The sequence below is a fragment of the Mesorhizobium sp. PUT5 genome, from assembly GCF_052216645.1.
GTDB lineage: Bacteria > Pseudomonadota > Alphaproteobacteria > Rhizobiales > Rhizobiaceae > Mesorhizobium.
Map to the genome: position 1 here is coordinate 3278737 of NZ_JBQOSO010000003.1, position 14896 is coordinate 3293632.

The following is a 14896-nucleotide window of genomic DNA, read 5'->3' on the forward strand; positions in this document are numbered from 1 at the left end:
GTCCACCATGCCAGAAAACGAATGGGCGGCCGCAGCCGCCCACTCGCGTGCCGAAGGCCGGACAGCCTATTTCTTCATCGAGTTCATGACCGCGCCGACGATCGCCGTCAGGATCGCGCCGCCGCCGACGCCGCCCACGATGTTGTTGAGATTGAGCGAAGCCCCCAGCCCCTGCGCAGCCTGGGCGACCGCCGCCGGATCGATGCTGCCGCCGAGGATGCTGTTCAGGATGGCACCGCCGGCCACGCCACCGATGGCGCCGCTGAGGACCTTGGCAAGCTGGCCCATCGCCGCCTGCTTGAGCGCGGCTCCGACCGCCTGGCCGCCGATGATGCCTGTCACCACCTGCACGATGATTGGAAGAAGTGTTTCCATGTCGCCGTTCCCTCCGTTGACGCCGGCCTGCCGCGGCCGGCGCAATCATGAGACGCCGAATGGAGGCAATGTCAATTGCGCGCCGCCCCAAATGAAAAGAGCAGCCTGCGGGCCGCCCTTGTTATTGAAATCGCTCGATTTTTCTATTCGGCCGCGATGGCGTGCCGGGGCTCCACGGCTGCCGAATAGTCGTTCATCAGCGTCTTTGCGATCTCGCCGACCTCGAATCGGTACGGGCCGATCTCCGAGACGGGCGTCACTTCCGCAGCCGTGCCGGTGAGGAAGCACTGCTCGAAGCCCTCCAGTTCCTCCGGCTGGATCGCACGCTCGATCACTTCCAGGCCGCGGTCGCGCGCCAAGCCGATCACGGTGCGGCGGGTGATGCCGTCGAGGAAGCAGTCCGGCGTCGGCGTGTGGATCTTGCCGCCCTTGACGAAGAAGATGTTGGCGCCGGTGGCTTCGGCCACCTGGCCGCGCCAGTCCAGCATCATGGCGTCCGCATAGCCCTTGGCCTCGGCGGCATGCTTGGAAATGGTGCAGATCATGTAGAGGCCGGCGGCCTTCGACTTCGACGGCGCCGTGCGCGGATCGGGGCGGCGGTATTCGGCGATGTCGAGGCGGATGCCCTTGAGCTTCTGCGCCGGGTCGAAATAGCTCGGCCACTGCCAGATGGCGATGGCGCAGTTGATGCGGTTGTTCTGCGCCGAAACGCCCATCTGCTCGCTGCCGCGCCAGGCGATCGGCCGCACATAGGCGTCCTGAAAGCCCTGCCTTTTCAAGAGTTCGCGGCAGGCGTCGTCGATCTCGGCCACAGAATAAGGGATCCGGAAACCGAGGATGCGCGCGGATTCATGCAGGCGCTCGGTATGCTCGGTCAGCTTGAAGATTTCACCGCCATAGGCGCGCTCGCCCTCGAACACGGCGCTGGCATAGTGCAGGCCATGGGTGAGTACATGGATCTTGGCGTCGCCCCATTGGACGAATTCGCCGTTCATCCAGATGAAGCCGTCGAGCTGATCGAAGGGAACGGATGCCATCATAACCTCCCAGGGCGGGCGGCCGCCCGCATGTCGTTGCAGGGTTGCGTTTGTTCAGTCGCGGCGAGGTCGGGACCCGGGCGGCCGGCTTCCGAAGCGTAGGCCCGCACCGGAACGTGGCAAACTCAGGAAGTTCCGAAAAACCGCCTCCACCTTGCCTTTTCGGTCGCAATCGGCCCTAAAGCTTGCCAGAAATTATCATCGCCCCCAAATTATGTCAACAATACTGACTTAATTGGCGCCATACCGGGAACATCATGACGGACAGCAGCATCGCGGACGAAAAACCGATCAGGACGGCGGTAGCCGACGAGGACGGCATCGACTTCACGCTGATCGAACTGCTGTTCTTCGCCTATCGCGATTTCACGTCCGACCCGGACCAGATTCTTGCCGATTACGGCTTCGGCCGCGCCCATCACCGGGTCCTCCACTTCGTCAACCGCCGGCCCGGCCTGACGGTTGCCGAATTGCTCGACGTGCTGAAGATCACCAAGCAGTCTCTGGCCAGGGTGCTGAAGCAGTTGATCGACACCGACCACATCGTGCAGGTGCAGGGGCCCCGCGACCGCCGGCAGCGCGAGCTGTACCCCACCGCCAGGGGGCGCGCGCTGGCGCTGGCGCTGGCGCGGCCACAGTCGCGCCGCATCCGTGGGGCATTGCAGGACAGCGGTGTTGCAGATCGCGCCCTGATCGAGCACTTCCTCAAGGCTATGGTGGATCCGGAACTCAGGGCGCAGATCGACATTCTGCCCAAGAAGCCGGCCTGAGGCCATGGAGACGCCCATGGAAAGCAATGAGAAGATGGACAACCCATTCACGATCGGCGACGACGCGCCGCACCTTTTGGTGGTCGATGACGACACCCGCATCCGCAATCTGCTGAAGCAGTATCTCACCGAGAACGGCTTCCGCGTCACCGTGGCGGGCAACGCCGACGAAGCCCGGCGCAAGCTGCGCGGCCTCGACTTCGACCTCCTGGTGCTCGACGTGATGATGCCCGGCGAAAGCGGTGTCGACCTGACCAAGTCGCTGCGCGAGGAGAAGGACGTCCCGATCCTGATGCTGACGGCGCTTTCGGAAACCGACAATCGCATCACCGGGCTGGAGGCGGGCGCCGACGACTATCTGCCCAAGCCCTTCGACCCGCGCGAGCTGATCCTGCGTATCAACAACATATTGCGGCGCGGCGGCCCGGCGACCACGCCCAAGGTCGAGCTGCTCGTCTTCGGCCCCTACACCTTCCAGATCGCCAAGCGGGAACTGAAGCGCGGCGGCGAGCTGCTCAAGCTTACCGACCGCGAGCAGGATATCCTGGCGATCTTCGCCGCCCGCGCCGGCGAGACGATCCCCCGCCACGAACTGGTGGGCGACGATTCGGAAGTGGGCGAGCGCACCATCGACGTGCAGATCAACCGGCTGCGCCGCAAGATCGAGCGCGATCCGGCCAATCCGGTCTGGCTCCAGACCGTGCGCGGTATTGGGTATCGGCTCAGCGTGGAATAGGATGCGGGGAGCGGACACAGGCGATCCGCGCGATGTTCCTCGGACCGGCGGGCAGATGGCGACCACGCAATTGCAGGGCCAGCAGACGAATGGCCGCGCCACGCGCCTGATGCGCTGGGCAGCGGCCACGCGCGGCATGTGGCGGCGTTTCTGGCGGCTCGTCTCGCTCTACATGCCCAAGCGGCTCTATGCCCGCTCGCTCATCATCGTCATCGCGCCGATGTTCCTGCTGCAATCGGTGATCGCGTTCGTCTTCATGGAACGCCACTGGCAGACCGTGACGCTGCGCCTATCGCAAGCCGTGGTGCGCGACATCTCGGCCGTCATCGACCTGATGGAAACCTATCCGCACGACGCCGACTACGCCAACATCATCCGCATCGCCCAGGACCGCCTGCTGCTCAAGGTCGACCTTCTGCCGCCCGACCCGCTGCCCCCGCCCGGCCCCCGGCCATTCTTTTCCATCCTGGACCAGACGCTGTCGTCGGAGATCACCCGCCAAATCAACCGACCGTTCTGGATCGACACGGTCGGCAACTCCAACATCGTGGAAGTGCGCATCCAGTTGGAGAACAAGGTGCTGCGCGTCTTCGTCCGCCGCAGCCAGGCCTACGCCTCCAACACCCACATCTTCCTGATCTGGATGGTGGGCACCTCGCTGGTGCTGCTGATGATCGCCATTCCTTTCCTGCGCAACCAGATCAAACCGATCCTGACGCTGGCCGAGGCGGCTGAGAGCTTCGGCAAGGGCCGGCCCATGCCGCCCGACTTCCGCCCGCGCGGCGCCGAGGAGGTGCGGCGCGCCGGCTTCGCCTTCATGCAGATGCGCGAGCGCATCGAGCGCCAGATCGAGCAGCGCACCGCCATGCTCACCGGCGTCAGCCACGACCTGAGAACCATCCTGACCCGCTTCAAGCTGCAACTGGCGCTGGCTCGCGGCAAGGCCGACATCGAGGCGCTGAACCAGGACGTGCAGGACATGCAGTCCATGCTGGAAGGCTATCTCGCCTTCGCGCGCGGCGACAATGCCGAAGACGCCGAGCATTTCGACCTGCGGGCCTATTTCGACAAGCTGGGCGAGGAGGCAAGGCTGCGCAAGCGCAAGCTGGCCACGACCATCACCGGCAACAGCCAGGTGCTGGTGCGGCCGAACGCCTTCGCGCGGCTGCTGTCGAACGTGACCGGCAACGCCTTCCGCTATGCCAAGGCGGTCGAGGTCAGCGCGGTCCACGGCAACGGCACACTGGTGGTGACCGTGGATGACGACGGACCGGGCATTCCGCCGGCCAAGCGCGAGGAGGTGTTCAAGCCCTTCGTGCGCCTGGACGCGGCGCGCAACCTCGACGCCAGCGGCACCGGCCTCGGCCTTTCGATCGCCCGCGACATCGCCCGCAGCCATGGCGGCGACATCACGCTGGAAGACAGCCCGCTGGGCGGGCTGAGAGCCGTCATCAAGGTGCCGGCATAGGGTCAGGAACGCTTGGGCCGGGGCGTGCGCCGGCACGGCCCTTGCGGTAGCGGACCAGCGCGAACGCGAGCGCCGCGCCGCCGGCCAGCACGCAGATCGCCACCACGGGCCTGTAATAGAACCAGGCGATGGCGATGACGCCGCCGCCGACGAGGACGGTGAAGACGAGCGCCGCCAGCCCCGTCCCCAGGCGCACGATGTCGCCCATCAGGGGAACCACGTCCGCGATCACGCCGATCGGCTCCATCACCATGGTGAAACCGACCGCCAGCAGAAAAAGGCCGGCGGCCCGGATGATCCAGCCGAGCAGATTGTTGTCACGCGCCGCATGGGCGAACATCTCGCTTGCGGACGCGGTTCCGTTCTCCACGAGCAGCAGCTCGTCGCCGGCCGTGGTCCGGTACGGCGCAAAGCCGCTTCCGGCCTGTCGCCCGGCAACGCTGATGGTATCCAGGGGAACCAGGTCGTAGCGTATCCTGTAGTCGCCGACGGCCGGCTTCCTCGGGTTGTCGCCGAGATAGATCGCGCCGTCGTCGATCGACAGTCTCTGCGATCCTTCATAGACCGCCTCGATGTCGGACAGCGACGCGGACGGGATCTTCATTGCCCGACCGCCGCCGATCTCATCGAGCACGGCCCTGCCCAGCGCGAAGGCGCCGAGTTGGGCCTGTCGCACCTGGAACGTGTCGGATTCGAATTCCATCGGCGGATTCTCGTGGCCTTCGGCCTGCTCGAATTCCGAGGATTCGAGCGGCCGGCTCGACCATTCGGTGGCGTAGCTATAGGTGGTGACGGTTTCCTCACTGCCGCCGAGCTTCTTCCTGGTGTCCTTGCTGGTCTTCTCGCGCCACTGGTACATTTCGACCGTTCGCGACAGGCGAACGCCTTCGGCCTCCACCCCGAAGTCATCGTCCTGCACCATCTCTTGTGTGGAAAGCCTGCCGCTGGCATGAACCAGCCGGCCTTCATTGGCGGGATCGACGGCATCGCTCGACACCGAAACGACAACGCCCGCGCCTTCCGCCAGCGAGCGGGCGGTCGTTACCGCGCGGCCCTCGTTCCAGAACAGGAGCACCACCGCTCCCACAACGAGGACGAACCCGATCAGCACGCCGATCACCGACTGCTTGATGCGCTCGATCCACGAAACGGATGTCGTCTTGCTGAAACTGTTGCTCACCCGAGCCGTCCCCCATTGCGAGGCGGGCAGCCACGCCCGCGCTCTCCCCCCTGTCGCCGTGCCCGGCGATCTGGCCTGCCTTATCGCAAGGCTTTTTAGGAAGTATGAATGGAGCAGGGTCGGGCCGGCCTTTACGCAGCAAAAGGCCGGATCAAAGGGCATGCAGTTGCCCGATATCGGCAGGAAGCGTGGAGAGCCTGGGACCTCAGAACAGCCGGCCGCCGTCCGGCACCCGCCGCTCGATGGCGCCCAGCACCACCTCGCCCTCGCCGTCCGGGAAACCCAGCGTCAGCACCTCGGACATGAACTTGCCGATCTGGCGCGGCGGGAAATTCACCACCGCGAAGACCTGCCGTCCGACCAGGGTCTCGAGCGAATAGTAGCGCGTGATCTGCGCCGACGACTTCTTCACGCCGATCTCGGGGCCGAAGTCGATCTTCAGCTTGATGGCCGGCTTGCGCGCTTCCGGATAGGGCTCGGCCTCCACGATGGTGCCGGCGCGGATGTCGACCTTGTCGAAGTCCGCATAGGTGATTTCGGGCTTTCGCCCGCTGCCCGAACTCATCTGCAATTATCCGTTTACGCCGTGCCGTAGGTCTCGAAGAGAACGCTGGCCAGCGCGTCCTTGGCCGACGTGCCCGACCAGACCACGAACTGGAACGCCTGGAAATAGCATTCGCAGGCTTCCAGCGCCGAGGAAAGCAGCACCTCGACCTGCTGGCTGGAGGGCTCCACCCCGCCGGCGAGCAGCAGCGACTGGCGGAACATGATCGCGCCCTCCTGCTCCCACAGGTCGAAATGGCCGAACAGCATCTGCTCGTTGATGAGCGAAAGCAGCCGCATCACTTCCAGGGCGCGGTTCTCCGGCACCTTGATGTCGAAGGCGCAGGCCAGATGCAGCGCCTCGAAATCCTCCATCCAGGAGAAGGACACGTGATAGTCGGTCCAGGTTCCGGCCACCGAGACCGAAATCTCGTCGTCGCCGGCCCGCTCGAAGGACCAGTCGTTGTTATGCGCCACCTGTTCGATCACATCCACCGGATGGATCTCGCGCGCAATTTCGAGTTCGAGGAGTTCCATGGAATTCTTCCTGTCGTTCGCGGAGCGCCGTCTCGCTCCAGAAACGCACGCACAACGAACCGATTTTTCTAGAACCCGGACGGCCTGGACTGCTCGACGCTACACCCCATGACCGGACCCCACCGCCCGGCTGCATTATCCGTGCCCCGAATCATGCAGCAAATTCAGTCTATTGATCGGGAGTCGCGTGACCAGCCCAATTTTTGATGAGGCGCAATTCGCATGTGGACAGCCGCGGCGGCGGCGCAGGTCCGATCAGGGGTAAGCGATTCACCCCAAAGCGCTTTTCGTGGCCGGGCCTTGTGGAAAAGGTTAACGATTATTTTTTTGCGCGCGGCTTCGGCGAAGCCGCCGAACCATCCGAAGCGGCCTCGGAAGCACCCGACAGTCGCGCCTCCAGCGCCTCGATGCGTGCCAGAAGCTTCGCGTTTTCCTCGCGCGCCTTGACGGCCATGTCGCGAGCCGCGTCGAATTCCTCGCGCTGGACGAGGTCCATGGAATTGAGCAGCCGCTCGGCCTGGGCGCGGAAGGCGGTCTCCACCTCGCGTCGCACGCCTTGCGCGGCGCCCGCCGCATCGGTCACCAGCTTGGCGAATTCGTCGAGAATGCGGTTCGTTCCGGTGGACATGGCAAGACCTCGATTGACCAAAATGACGTAGTGGCCGTGAGCACGGAATGCAAGCGCCGACCGGAACGACGGACGCGGCACTTGCACGGGCCCGCCAAAGCAATAACTATTATTGGTACTGGCAAGCAGGGAGAGCCGAACCATGGCCATCAGCGCGGATCTGGGCGCCCATCTGGAAGGCGTAGTCAATGAACTGGTCAGCACGGGCCGCTACAATTCCAAGAGCGAGGTGCTGCGCGAAGGCGTGCGGTTGGTGCAGGAGCGCGAGGCACGCCTTGCCGCGCTCGACGCCGCGCTGGCCAAGGGCATCGCAGATGCCGATGCGGGCAGAGTAAAGCCCGCCGGCGAGGTGCTCGACCGCCTTGAAGCGAAATATCTGAACCTGGCCCAGGCAAAGAAGGCGGGATGAGGATCGTCTTCTCCGAAGCGGCCGAGGTCGATATCGAGACGATCGGCGACTATATCGCCCTGTCCAACCCCTTTCGCGCGGTGAGCTTCGTTCGAGAAATTCGGACCAAATGCCTGGGCTTGCAGGACATGCCGCAAGCCTTCCCGCTTCTCGAAAATCATGAATCCGCCGGCATCCGTCGGCGGGTGCATGGAAACTACCTGATCTTCTACCGCATCGGCGCCGAGGCCGTGGAGATCGTGCGGGTGCTGCACGGCGCCATGGAGCACGAGCGCCTGCTCTTTCCCGAGGACTGACGCAACCGCCGCATTGACCCTGCCGACACCCTGCCGCATGGTTTGTTGCAAATGCGTCGGCGGGGAGGCCGGCCCCGCCCCCTGATCCGGAGAACCGCCCGTGCCGATCGCCGCCCTGCCCTTCCCCAACATCGACCCGGTGATCGTCCATCTCGGGCCGCTGGCCATCCATTGGTATGGGGTGGGCTACATCGTCGGCATCCTGTTTGCCTGGTGGTATGGCAAGCGCCTCGTCACCAACCCGCGCCTGTGGCCGGACGGCGCCCTGCCGATGAAGCCGCAGGACCTCGACGACTTCGTGGTCTGGGCGGCCGTGGGCGTGGTGGTGGGCGGGCGCACCGGCTATGTGCTGTTCTACGATCTGCCGCGCTATCTGGCCAATCCGCTCGACATATTCGCCGTCTGGCAGGGCGGCATGTCCTTCCATGGCGGCTTGCTCGGCACCATCCTGGCCATGGTGCTGTTTGCCCGTTCGCGCGGCATCCGCCCCTGGTCGCTGATCGATGTGGTCGCCGCCGGCGTGCCGGTGGGGCTCGGCCTGGTGCGGCTGGCCAATTTCATCAATTCGGAACTCTGGGGCCGGGTCAGCGACGTGCCGTGGGCGGTGATATTCCCCAATGGCGGGCCGTTCCCCCGTCACCCCAGCCAGATCTACGAGGCGCTGCTGGAGGGGCTGGTGCTGTTTCTGGTGCTGCGCTTCCTCACCCATTCGCGCCTGAGGCTGAAGACGCCGCGCTTCGTCGGCGGCGCCTTCGTCTGCGGCTATGGCCTGTCGCGCATCTTCGTGGAATTCTTCCGCGAGCCCGACGCCCAGCTCGGCTATCTGCTCGGCACCGGCTGGCTGACCATGGGCATGGTGCTGTCGGTGCCGATGGTGCTGTTCGGCATCTGGGCGATGGCCACGGCACGGCCCGTGGCCCCGGCACGGCAGCCCGCAGAACGCCAGCCGACATGACGCGGCTGCAGGCGCGCATCGCCGAACTCATCGCCGGAACCGGCCCCATCCCGGTCAGCGAATATATGGCGACCTGCCTGTTCGACCCGCAGGACGGCTACTACACCACCCGCGAGCCCTTCGGCGTCGAAGGCGACTTCGTCACCGCGCCCGAGATCAGCCAGATGTTCGGCGAACTGGTGGCGGTGTGGCTCTACCAGGCCTGGCAGGCGCTCGGCCGGCCGAACCCGGTGACGCTGGCCGAGATCGGCCCCGGCCGCGGCACGCTGATGAAGGACATGCTGCGCACCCTGATGAGGCTGGACCCCGGCTTCGCCGGCAGCGCGACCTTTGCCATGATCGAGACCAGCCCTCGCCTGGCCGAGGTCCAGAAGGCGACGCTTGCCGAAGCCGGCGCGGGGATAGGCTGGCATGAGACGATCGCCACGCTGCCCGAGGCGCCGCTGCTCATCGTCGGCAACGAATTGTTCGACGCCATCCCCATCCGCCAGTTCGTGCGCATGGGCGGAGGCTGGCGCGAGCGCGTGGTCGGCCTGGACGAGACCGGCGGCCTGCGCTTCTTCGCCGGCGCGGCTTCGCTCGACCCTGCCCTTCTGCCGCCCGGCGCGGACGAGGCGCCGGAAGGAGCGGTGGCCGAAATGGCGCCCGCCCGCTCGGCCTTGATGGCGGCGATCGCCGAACGCCTGGCGCGGCATGGCGGCGCCGGGCTGTTCATCGACTACGGCTATCTGGAACCGGGCGTCGGCGACACCTTCCAGGCGCTCCGCCGGCATCGGCACGAAGACGTTCTGCAAAGCCCCGGCGAGGCGGACCTGACCGCCCATGTCGATTTTGCCGCACTGGCGGCCGCCGCGCGCGCGCAAGGGCTTCACGCCGGCCTGACGACGCAGGGCGCCTTCCTGCTCGCCTTGGGCCTGCTCGAACGGGCGGGCAGGCTCGGCGGGACTGCCGGCGAAGCCGGGCGCGAACGCATATCCGATGCGGTCGAGCGGCTGGCCGGCCCGCAGGCCATGGGCGATCTTTTCAAGGTCATGGCCGTGCTGCCGAAAGGTGTCGCCGTGGCCCCCTTCGACGGCGGCAATTGACTTTTCCGAGCCCCATGCCGCACTCTCCCGCCTCGCGGCCAGCATCGGGCCGCCGCCGAGAACGTGGCGAGACTGTGCTTGACGAAACGGGCTACGGAGACAAAAACGCAGCCATGTCGACTCACCTCAAGCCCGATCCGATCCGGTCCCCCCTGCTTGACGAGGCGAAGGCCGAGGGCATCCGCCACGGCTACTTCACCCGCGTCGGCGGTGTCTCCGGCGGCATCTATCGCGGTTTGAACACCGGCCCCGGCTCTGCGGACGATCCCGCGCTGGTGGCGGAGAACCGCCGCCGCGTGGCCGAATGGATGGGCGTGCCGGCGGCGCATCTGCTCACCGCCCACCAAGTACATTCTCCCGACGTGGTGATCGTGCGCGAGCCATTTCCCGGAAGCCGGCCGAAGGCCGACGCCCTGGTGACGGACCGGCCGGGCATCGCGGTCTGCGCCTCGACCGCCGATTGCGGGCCGGTGCTGTTCGCCGACGCCGCCGCCCGCGTGGTGGGCGCCGCCCATGCCGGCTGGAAGGGCGCCTTGACCGGCGTTCTGGAAAATACGGTGGACGCCATGGTGAGCCTGGGCGCCAGTCGGGATCGCATCATGGCCGTGCTCGGCCCCTCGATCGGCCCGGCCAATTACGAGGTCGGCCCGGAATTCGTGGCCCGCTTCGTCGAGGCGGATGCGGCCAACGAGCGCTATTTCGCCCCCTCGCCCAGGGACGGCCATGCCATGTTCGACCTGAACCTCTACACGGTCGATCGCCTGCGCAAGGCCGGCGTGCGGGCTGGAAAGCTCGACCGCTGCACCTATGCCGAGGAGGACCTTTTCTACTCCTATCGGCGCGGCACGCATCGCGGCGAGCCGGACTACGGGCGACAGATATCTGCGATAGTTTTGGAGGAGCGGGGCTGATGGCGCTTCATTTTGAACGTTCGGAATTCGATGCCCGGCGCGACCGGCTGATGATCGACATGGCCGAGAAGAAGCTGGACGCGATCCTGCTGTTCGCGCAGGAAAGCATGTACTGGCTGACCGGATACGACACGTTCGGCTTCTGCTTCTTCCAGTGCCTGGTGGTGAAGGCGGACGGCTCGATGGTGCTTTTGACCCGCTCGGCCGACCTGCGCCAGGCCCGCCACACCTCGACCATCGAAAACATCGTCGTATGGACCGACCGCGCCGACGCCAACCCGGCGATCGACCTGCGCAACCTGCTCAACGACCTCGACCTCCTGGGCGCGCGCATCGGGGTGGAATACGACACGCATGGCCTGACGGCCTATGACGGCCGGCGGCTGGACGAGCAGTTGCAGACCTTCGGACAGATCGTGGACGCCTCGCGCATCGTCAACCGGCTGCGCCTGTTCAAGAGCCCGGCCGAGATCGCCAAGGCGGAAAAGGCGGCAAGCCTTGCCGACGACGCGCTGGACGCGGCCCTTCCCCTCATCAAGCAGGGCGGCGACGAGTCCGCCATCCTGGCCGCCATGCAGGGCACGATCCTGGCCGGCGGCGGCGACTACCCGGCCAACGAATTCATCATCGGCTCGGGCGCCGACGCGCTTCTGTGCCGCTACAAGGCGGGCCGGCGCAAGCTCAACAAGAACGACCAGCTCACGCTCGAATGGGCCGGCGTCTACCACCACTATCACGCCGCGATGATGCGCACGGTGCTGACCGGCAAGGTCTCCAAGCGCCATCAGGAACTGTTCGAGGCGGCGCGCGCCGCGCTTCTGGCGGTGGAGAAGGTGATGACGCCGGGCAACACTTTCGGCGACGTCTTCGACGCGCACGCCCGCACCATGGAGGCTCACGGCCTGACCAAGAACAGGCTGAACGCCTGCGGCTATTCGCTGGGCGCGCGCTTCAGCCCGTCCTGGATGGACACGCCGATGTTCTACCAGGGCAATGCCGAGCCGATCGCGCCCAACATGACCTTGTTCGCGCATATGATCATCATGGATTCCGAGGCCGAAACGGCCATGACGCTCGGTCGCACCTACCTCACCACCGAATCGGAACCGAAGCCGCTGTCGCGCCATGATCTCGACTTGATCGTGCGGTGAATGCGGTGACGAAGGACGATCGCCGCCAGGGAGTTCTTGCGTTGCCGAGCCGATCGCTTGCGACGAGTGTGTCTTTATTCGCAGCGCTGGCGCTGGCCGCCTGCAACAGTTCCAGCGTGCTCGAGCCCTCGGCGATCGCGCCCCAGCCCGGCGCGGCCGCATCGGGCGCTGCCGAGGTGGCGACGGGCACCGTCGCGCAAACTCCGAAGCCGTCCGCCGCCACGGTCGCCGCCGTCGCCGCCAGGACGCGATTGCAGATCGCGCCGATCGTCGGCGCGCCGGTCGAGGCCGCGGCGCCGCTGACCGAGCGGCTGAACCTGCGCGCCCGCGAGCACGGCATCAGGCTGGCGGGCAGCTCGGACCCGGCGGCGGCCGCCACGCATGTGCTGAAGGGCTATTTCTCGACCATGACGGAAGGCAAGGAAACCACCGTCATCTATGTCTGGGACGTCTACGACCCGTCGGGCAACCGGCTGCATCGCATCAACGGACAGGCCAAGACCGCCTCCGCCAACGGCGCCGAAGGCTGGGCCGCGGTGGCGCCGGCGACGATGCAGTCGATCGCCGATTCGACCGTCGACCAGTTCACCACATGGCTGGCTGGGAGCACCGGCTAAGCTCTCGATCCGAGTTTAATTGGGATTTGCAGGTGGATTTGTGACCGGAGCGCTTGCAATACCGTTCAGGGCCGCTAAAAGGCCGTCAAATTCCTTCCATCGGACAATCGGTGCATGAAACTCTTCGCGGGCAATTCCAATCGGGTGCTGGCAGAGGCGGTCGCCCGCTATCTCAACATTCCGCTGGGCAAGGCCACCGTCCGGCGCTTCGCCGATCAGGAGATTTTCGTCGAGATCCAGGAGAACGTGCGCGGCGAGGACGTGTTCGTGCTGCAATCCACCTCCTTCCCGACCAACGATCACCTGATGGAACTGCTCATCATGATCGACGCCTTCATGCGTTCCTCGGCCCGGCGCATCACGGCGGTGATCCCCTATTTCGGCTATGCCAGGCAGGATCGCCGCGCCTCCGGCCGCACGCCGATCTCGGCCAAGCTGGTCGCCAACATGATCACCCGCGCCGGCGCCAGCCGCGTTCTGACGCTCGACTTGCATGCCGGCCAGATCCAGGGCTTCTTCGACATCCCCACCGACAACCTGTTTTCGGTGCCGGTGATGGCCCGCGACGTGAAGGCCAAATACAAGCAACTGGCCAATCTCACCGTGGTCTCGCCCGATGTCGGCGGCGTGGTGCGCGCACGCGCGCTGGCCAAGCGCCTCGACGCCCAGCTCGCCATCGTCGACAAGCGCCGCGAGCGTCCGGGCGAGTCCGAGGTCATGAACGTCATCGGCAACGTCAGCGGCAAGGATTGCATCCTGATCGACGACATCGTCGATTCCGGCGGCACGCTGTGCAATGCCGCCGAGGCGCTGCTGGAAAAGGGCGCCACCAGCGTCACCGCCTACATAACCCACGGCGTGCTGTCGGGCGGGGCGTGCGCGCGCATCGCCGGCTCGAAGCTGCAGGAACTGGTCATCACCGATTCCATCCAGCCGACGCAGCAGGTCATCGACGCACCGAACATCCGCACCATCTCCATCGGCGACCTGCTGGGCGAGGCGATCTCGCGCACGGCAAGCGAGGAATCGGTGTCGAGCCTGTTCGACTGAACCGGCCGGTCTCCTGATGCCGTGATGGACTAAAGGCGCCTTCCCGGTGTTGTCGTGGGGTAAAACCACCGACACCGGGAGATCGTCATGATCCGCTCCATCCTGTTGGCAGGCGCCGTGGTGCTGGCGTCCTCGCCCTGCTTCGGCGACAGCCTGTCCAGTTCGGGCGGCCGCTATGCCATAGAGCCGTCCTCGCACATCGCCTTCACGGTGAGCCAGGTCGGAGGCGGCGGCATTGCGGGCCAGTTCCAGCGGTTTTCCGGCGTCTTCCTCATCGATCCCGCCCATGTCTCGCGCTCGCAGGTCTCCTTCACCCTGCAGCCGGGCAGCGTGGAGACCGCGCAATCCCGCATCACCAGCTTCCTGCGCTCGTCGGCCGTGTTCGATGTGGAGGAGCATCCCAGCATCACCTTCAGGTCGACGAAGGTCAGGCAGACCGGCCCCCGCAGCGCCACCGTCGAAGGCATGCTGACCGCACGCGGCATCACCCGCGGGGAAATCTTCAACGTCGCGCTGACGCAGCACGAGGGACGGCGCATCGCCTTCCATGTCACCGGCGACGTGCTGCGTTCGCGCTACGACATGGGTATCGGTGCGCCGATCTACTCCAATGTGGTGAAGTTCGACATGACCATGCAGGGCCTCAAGTGAAAGCCCGGCTCTGCCGGCCCGGTCGGACGGGGGATTAAAACCACGCAACGGGTGTTTACAGCCATGCGCGAGATCGTCCGCGCAAGACAACCAGGAGGAACACCATGTCCGCAAACCCGACGCTTCTCGCTGCCGCCCTCGCCCTTGCCCTTCCGCTCGCCGCCCATGCCGAGGACTATGCCGGCGGCGCGGTCAAGTCGATGCAGACCGCCAAGGGCGAGGTGCTGACCGACCAGAAGGGCATGACGCTCTACACCTTCGACAAGGATGGCAAGGATGCTTCCAGCTGCTACGATGCCTGCGCGGCCAAGTGGCCTCCGCTGGCGGCAGACGCCTCGGCCAAGGCCGAAGCGCCCTTCTCGCTGGTGACGCGCAAGGACGGCAGCAGGCAATGGGCGCATGAGGGCAAGCCGCTCTATCTGTGGCAGGCCGACAAGAAGCCGGGCGACGTGGGCGGCGACGGCGTCGGCGGGGTCTGGCACGTGGCGAAAGACTGA

19 protein-coding genes are annotated in these 14896 nt (G+C 65.8%); 13 read left to right on the top strand and 6 right to left on the bottom strand.

Translation table 11 applies throughout. The annotated features are described in order from the left end of the window. Positions 1-66: 66 nt before the first annotated feature. Together ACTDI4_RS17490 and ACTDI4_RS17495 are read right to left on the bottom strand one after the other, a co-directional pair. Positions 67-375, bottom strand: coding sequence for a hypothetical protein (locus ACTDI4_RS17490; protein ID WP_442842358.1), 309 nt, complete (start codon positions 373-375; stop codon positions 67-69). Between the two features lie 143 nt (positions 376-518). Continuing rightward, on the bottom strand, positions 519-1412 hold the full coding sequence (locus ACTDI4_RS17495; RefSeq protein WP_442842359.1) for a branched-chain amino acid aminotransferase: 894 nt from the start codon (positions 1410-1412) through the stop codon (positions 519-521). A gap of 257 nt (positions 1413-1669) precedes the next feature. Between ACTDI4_RS17495 and ACTDI4_RS17500 the strand changes: the two genes are divergently transcribed. From ACTDI4_RS17500 to ACTDI4_RS17510, 3 genes are read left to right on the top strand one after another with little or no spacing between them, the layout of a single operon-like run. Beyond that, entirely contained in the window at positions 1670-2182 is a 513-nt protein-coding gene (locus tag ACTDI4_RS17500) for a MarR family winged helix-turn-helix transcriptional regulator (protein ID WP_442842360.1), read from the top strand. A 16-nt stretch (positions 2183-2198) separates the two neighbouring features. Continuing rightward, the gene (locus tag ACTDI4_RS17505) at positions 2199-2918 is read left to right on the top strand and encodes a response regulator (RefSeq protein WP_442842361.1); all 720 of its coding nucleotides are present in this window, start codon (positions 2199-2201) and stop codon (positions 2916-2918) included. Positions 2919-2973: 55 nt separating this feature from the next. Next, entirely contained in the window at positions 2974-4386 is a 1413-nt protein-coding gene (locus tag ACTDI4_RS17510; RefSeq protein WP_442842362.1) for an ATP-binding protein, read from the top strand. On the opposite strand, the gene ACTDI4_RS17515 is transcribed toward ACTDI4_RS17510, so the two are convergent. From ACTDI4_RS17515 to ACTDI4_RS17530, 4 genes are all read right to left on the bottom strand, one after another. Continuing rightward, the gene (locus ACTDI4_RS17515) at positions 4370-5566 is read right to left on the bottom strand and encodes a TMEM43 family protein (protein ID WP_442842363.1); all 1197 of its coding nucleotides are present in this window, start codon (positions 5564-5566) and stop codon (positions 4370-4372) included. The genes ACTDI4_RS17510 and ACTDI4_RS17515 overlap by 17 nt on opposite strands. Positions 5567-5771: 205 nt before the next feature. After that, a complete protein-coding gene (locus ACTDI4_RS17520; protein ID WP_442842364.1) occupies positions 5772-6131 on the bottom strand; it encodes a tRNA-binding protein in 360 nt (119 codons plus the stop codon). Positions 6132-6145: 14 nt separating this feature from the next. Further along, positions 6146-6646 carry a YbjN domain-containing protein gene (locus tag ACTDI4_RS17525; protein WP_442842365.1) on the bottom strand — a complete coding sequence of 167 codons (501 nt, stop codon included), beginning with the start codon at positions 6644-6646 and terminating at the stop codon, positions 6146-6148. A 319-nt stretch (positions 6647-6965) separates the two neighbouring features. Then, positions 6966-7274 (bottom strand): accessory factor UbiK family protein, encoded by a 309-nt coding sequence (locus ACTDI4_RS17530; protein WP_442842366.1) that lies wholly within the window; start codon positions 7272-7274, stop codon positions 6966-6968. Positions 7275-7416: 142 nt separating this feature from the next. On the opposite strand from ACTDI4_RS17530, the gene ACTDI4_RS17535 reads away from it, so the two are divergent. From ACTDI4_RS17535 to ACTDI4_RS17580, 10 genes are all read left to right on the top strand, one after another. Continuing rightward, positions 7417-7683, top strand: a complete 267-nt coding sequence (locus ACTDI4_RS17535) for a type II toxin-antitoxin system ParD family antitoxin (protein WP_442842367.1) — start codon at positions 7417-7419, stop codon at positions 7681-7683. Further along, a complete protein-coding gene (locus tag ACTDI4_RS17540) occupies positions 7680-7979 on the top strand; it encodes a type II toxin-antitoxin system RelE/ParE family toxin (protein ID WP_442842368.1) in 300 nt (99 codons plus the stop codon). Before ACTDI4_RS17535 ends, ACTDI4_RS17540 begins: the two co-directional genes overlap by 4 nt. Before the next feature lie 100 nt (positions 7980-8079). Then, positions 8080-8934 carry a prolipoprotein diacylglyceryl transferase gene (lgt, locus tag ACTDI4_RS17545; RefSeq protein WP_442842369.1) on the top strand — a complete coding sequence of 285 codons (855 nt, stop codon included), beginning with the start codon at positions 8080-8082 and terminating at the stop codon, positions 8932-8934. Further along, positions 8931-10019: a class I SAM-dependent methyltransferase gene (locus ACTDI4_RS17550; RefSeq protein WP_442842370.1), complete on the top strand. Its 1089-nt coding sequence runs from the start codon at positions 8931-8933 to the stop codon at positions 10017-10019. The genes lgt and ACTDI4_RS17550 overlap by 4 nt, the downstream gene beginning before the upstream one ends. Before the next feature lie 113 nt (positions 10020-10132). Beyond that, on the top strand, positions 10133-10930 hold the full coding sequence (gene pgeF / locus ACTDI4_RS17555; protein WP_442842371.1) for a peptidoglycan editing factor PgeF: 798 nt from the start codon (positions 10133-10135) through the stop codon (positions 10928-10930). Further along, positions 10930-12081, top strand: coding sequence for a M24 family metallopeptidase (locus ACTDI4_RS17560; RefSeq protein ID WP_442842372.1), 1152 nt, complete (start codon positions 10930-10932; stop codon positions 12079-12081). The genes pgeF and ACTDI4_RS17560 overlap by 1 nt, the downstream gene beginning before the upstream one ends. 68 nt (positions 12082-12149) lie before the next feature. Continuing rightward, a complete protein-coding gene (locus tag ACTDI4_RS17565) occupies positions 12150-12698 on the top strand; it encodes a hypothetical protein (protein ID WP_442842373.1) in 549 nt (182 codons plus the stop codon). Between the two features lie 114 nt (positions 12699-12812). Continuing rightward, positions 12813-13748 (top strand): ribose-phosphate pyrophosphokinase, encoded by a 936-nt coding sequence (locus ACTDI4_RS17570; protein WP_442842374.1) that lies wholly within the window; start codon positions 12813-12815, stop codon positions 13746-13748. Between the two features lie 87 nt (positions 13749-13835). Further along, entirely contained in the window at positions 13836-14399 is a 564-nt protein-coding gene (locus ACTDI4_RS17575) for a YceI family protein (protein WP_442842375.1), read from the top strand. Between the two features lie 104 nt (positions 14400-14503). Then, positions 14504-14896, top strand: a complete 393-nt coding sequence (locus ACTDI4_RS17580) for a COG4315 family predicted lipoprotein (RefSeq protein WP_442842376.1) — start codon at positions 14504-14506, stop codon at positions 14894-14896.

What these genes read in the sequence shown, in the direction of transcription:
- ACTDI4_RS17520 (WP_442842364.1), bottom strand. Translation starts at nt 6,131, where the DNA reads ATGAGTTCGGGCAGCGGGCGAAAGCCCGAAATCACCTATGCGGACTTC.
- ACTDI4_RS17530 (WP_442842366.1), bottom strand. Translation starts at nt 7,274, where the DNA reads ATGTCCACCGGAACGAACCGCATTCTCGACGAATTCGCCAAGCTGGTG.
- ACTDI4_RS17575 (WP_442842375.1), top strand. Translation starts at nt 13,836, where the DNA reads ATGATCCGCTCCATCCTGTTGGCAGGCGCCGTGGTGCTGGCGTCCTCG.
- ACTDI4_RS17560 (WP_442842372.1), top strand. Translation starts at nt 10,930, where the DNA reads ATGGCGCTTCATTTTGAACGTTCGGAATTCGATGCCCGGCGCGACCGG.
- ACTDI4_RS17535 (WP_442842367.1), top strand. Translation starts at nt 7,417, where the DNA reads ATGGCCATCAGCGCGGATCTGGGCGCCCATCTGGAAGGCGTAGTCAAT.
- pgeF (WP_442842371.1), top strand. Translation starts at nt 10,133, where the DNA reads ATGTCGACTCACCTCAAGCCCGATCCGATCCGGTCCCCCCTGCTTGAC.
- ACTDI4_RS17500 (WP_442842360.1), top strand. Translation starts at nt 1,670, where the DNA reads ATGACGGACAGCAGCATCGCGGACGAAAAACCGATCAGGACGGCGGTA.
- ACTDI4_RS17495 (WP_442842359.1), bottom strand. Translation starts at nt 1,412, where the DNA reads ATGGCATCCGTTCCCTTCGATCAGCTCGACGGCTTCATCTGGATGAAC.
- ACTDI4_RS17490 (WP_442842358.1), bottom strand. Translation starts at nt 375, where the DNA reads ATGGAAACACTTCTTCCAATCATCGTGCAGGTGGTGACAGGCATCATC.
- ACTDI4_RS17510 (WP_442842362.1), top strand. Translation starts at nt 2,974, where the DNA reads ATGGCGACCACGCAATTGCAGGGCCAGCAGACGAATGGCCGCGCCACG.
- ACTDI4_RS17525 (WP_442842365.1), bottom strand. Translation starts at nt 6,646, where the DNA reads ATGGAACTCCTCGAACTCGAAATTGCGCGCGAGATCCATCCGGTGGAT.
- ACTDI4_RS17580 (WP_442842376.1), top strand. Translation starts at nt 14,504, where the DNA reads ATGTCCGCAAACCCGACGCTTCTCGCTGCCGCCCTCGCCCTTGCCCTT.
- ACTDI4_RS17570 (WP_442842374.1), top strand. Translation starts at nt 12,813, where the DNA reads ATGAAACTCTTCGCGGGCAATTCCAATCGGGTGCTGGCAGAGGCGGTC.
- ACTDI4_RS17505 (WP_442842361.1), top strand. Translation starts at nt 2,199, where the DNA reads ATGGAAAGCAATGAGAAGATGGACAACCCATTCACGATCGGCGACGAC.
- ACTDI4_RS17550 (WP_442842370.1), top strand. Translation starts at nt 8,931, where the DNA reads ATGACGCGGCTGCAGGCGCGCATCGCCGAACTCATCGCCGGAACCGGC.
- ACTDI4_RS17540 (WP_442842368.1), top strand. Translation starts at nt 7,680, where the DNA reads ATGAGGATCGTCTTCTCCGAAGCGGCCGAGGTCGATATCGAGACGATC.